The following is a 2584-nucleotide window of genomic DNA, read 5'->3' on the forward strand; positions in this document are numbered from 1 at the left end:
TAACAAGCTAGAAAATCAAGTGCGATAAACTAGAGATAGACACACCAACATTAGCCCTAAACTTGCTGATTTGGTTACTTTCTTCTTCATTGGCAACTAACGCCGCATTAAGGTGTGAGCGGCGCTTGGCTATACTTGAGCGAAGCGAAACTGCCAAGCGTTGCGAATCACTCTTAAATGCTTTGTTATGTGATAATTTCACTACCACGCTCCAATACCCAACAACGATCGTTTTTGGTGTAGCCAATTTGTCCATAATAGTTATTAGCTGCTGGTGCGGCGATTAAAAACAATTTACATGTCGGCTCTATTTGGGATTGAGTTTGAACTTGTAACTGCTTGCCTATTCCCGCCCTTTGATATGCTTCATCAACCGCTAGGTCGGACAGATAACAGCAATAATGGAAATCTGTAATAGAGCGAGCAATACCAACTAGTTTAGAACCATCCCAAGCAGTGATTATGAGGTTGCTATTGTTCAACATCCCGTTGATACATTCGATATTTTCTATCGGTCTACGCTCTCCTAATGTTGAGCGCCTAAGCAAGCTAATAAACTCGTCAGCCGAGATCTGCTGATTAACCTTGTATTCGATATTCAATGTGACCTCCTTATCACATAACGCCCAATTAAGTAGTGAGCAACACTGCCACCTAACTAGACCATTGTGCCGTAAACACTAAAGCCAATTCAAACCCAGAATGCCGAGCGTTGCGAATCTGCTTAAATTGTTTGTTATGTTCACGGTTTCCTAGAGCTTGTCCCAATGACTCAATTCGCACCGCTTGGAAGTCCAAAGGTAATACAAACACATTACCACTGAGTAAAATGAGCTTGCCACCAACGATTCATAAAGTGGATGAAATTCTGAAGCTTCGACTCGTGAAGAGCCAAGCAAAGACATGAGAGGAAAGAGAAATATGAAGCACTCACCAAAGCGAACACATAAGTTACGCCAGAACGGGACATAGAATGGTGGTCTGAACTTGAAGCCAGCCTTCCTAACCCATTGGTGCAATGGTGGGTTGTAATTCCATTTCCAGATCCGAGCTGCTTCCAGCTCACTAAATGCAAGATTCAACTTACTTTCATAGCTCATATTCTTCCTCCAAAAAATGAAGAAGAATACACAACTAGACACCTATTCACTTCGAGACACTTCAAAATTTCAGGAAGTGCACATAACGCCCAATTAAGTAGTGAGCAACGCTACCACCTACCTAGACCATTGTGCCTTAATCACTAAAGCCGATTCAAAGCCAAAATGCCGAGCGTTGCGAATCTGCTTAAATTGTTTGTTAGTTGCCTACCCTAAGGCTTTGTTTGAAGATTATTGTCACTTTGCCGACACTGTTCTGCCCTGTTTTGAAAAAACTCAAATCAGGCGCAGTTTCAAAGCGACTGTCACTGAAACCACTTGGAACATGCAACGCCGCAGAAAGCGGTCTTCAAACACCAAAGAAAGCTTTTAGGAAGACTAAGTAACAAAGCAGACTTTCAACGAGAGAATCAGCCTCTGAAACAAAAAATCTAAACCGAGAACGAACCAAGTAAGCTAGAAAGTGAAATGCAATAACTAGCAAAAAGTACACGAACATTAGCCCTAAACTTGCTGAATTAGCTACTTTCTCCTCATTGGCAACTAACGCCCAATTAAGTAGTGAACAACGCGACCACTTAACTAAAACATTGTGCCATAAAACACTAAACTTAACCTAGAATGCAGATCCACAAGCGTTGTGAATCTGCTTAAATTGTTTGTTATGTTTTACCACAAGTGACTGACTTACTTGAGAAAGAACTGATGATTAAGACCATTTTTCTTAACCAAACCACAAGGTAAGAACCAGCTTGGCCACCAAAGGCGACCAACCCAAAACAAGTATGAACACTTCCCTTCCCAATGAGGCAACCCGACAAAGCACCAACAAGTGCCCTAGTCTCTTCTCACAACAGCGCCAAACAATGGCTAGTTGCCGAGACTACTGCCAAGGTAGGATGTTGCTTGGAAAAGAACCTCAAAGCGACTTTAAGCCAAAGGAAATAAAACCTAGCCTACTCGACCTGCTAATGAAGCAACCCACGAACATTGCATGTTTTACTCCGTAAGAGATTCAAGAACTTAAGTCGATAATGCGGATTTGCTGAGTCTACTAGGGACAAACTGCCAGCGGGGCAAAGAACTAGAGCCTAAGACATTTAAGCCTTTGAAATACAAGTAAACATAACGCCCAATTAAGTAGTGAGCAACGCTACCACCTACCTAGACCATTGTGCCTTAATCACTAAAGCCGATTCAAACCCAAAATGCCGAGCGTTGCGAATCTGCTTAAATTGTTTGTTAGTTGCCTGCCCTAAGGCTTTAATTTGAAGCTCATTGAAACTTTGCCAATACTGCTTTCACAGAATCTAACGAACTCAAATCAGGCGCAGTTTTAAAGCGACTGTCACTGAAACCACTTGGAATTTACAGCGCCGTAGAAAACGGACTTTGAAACACAAAGAACACTTTTGGATAGACTAAGTAACAGAGCAGACTTTCAACGAGCGAATCAGTTTCTAAAACAGAGAATCCTGCGAAAC

General features: G+C 42.0%; 2 protein-coding genes. Both read right to left on the minus strand.

Annotated features, from left to right (window positions below; translation table 11 throughout):
• Window positions 1-185: 185 nt before the first annotated feature.
• The gene (locus tag F0231_RS20630; RefSeq protein WP_171761550.1) at window positions 186-602 is read right to left on the minus strand and encodes a GNAT family N-acetyltransferase; all 417 of its coding nucleotides are present in this window, start codon (window positions 600-602) and stop codon (window positions 186-188) included.
• Between the two features lie 150 nt (window positions 603-752).
• Window positions 753-1100, minus strand: a complete 348-nt coding sequence (locus F0231_RS21050; protein ID WP_253825840.1) for a DUF6404 family protein — start codon at window positions 1098-1100, stop codon at window positions 753-755.
• Between the last annotated feature and the right edge of the window lie 1484 nt (window positions 1101-2584).

Source organism: Vibrio sp. RE86 (assembly GCF_013114545.1).
Lineage (GTDB): Bacteria > Pseudomonadota > Gammaproteobacteria > Enterobacterales > Vibrionaceae > Vibrio.

Coding starts and splice junctions, on each gene's coding strand:
- F0231_RS21050 (WP_253825840.1), bottom strand. CDS start 1,100: ATGAGCTATGAAAGTAAGTTGAATCTTGCATTTAGTGAGCTGGAAGCA.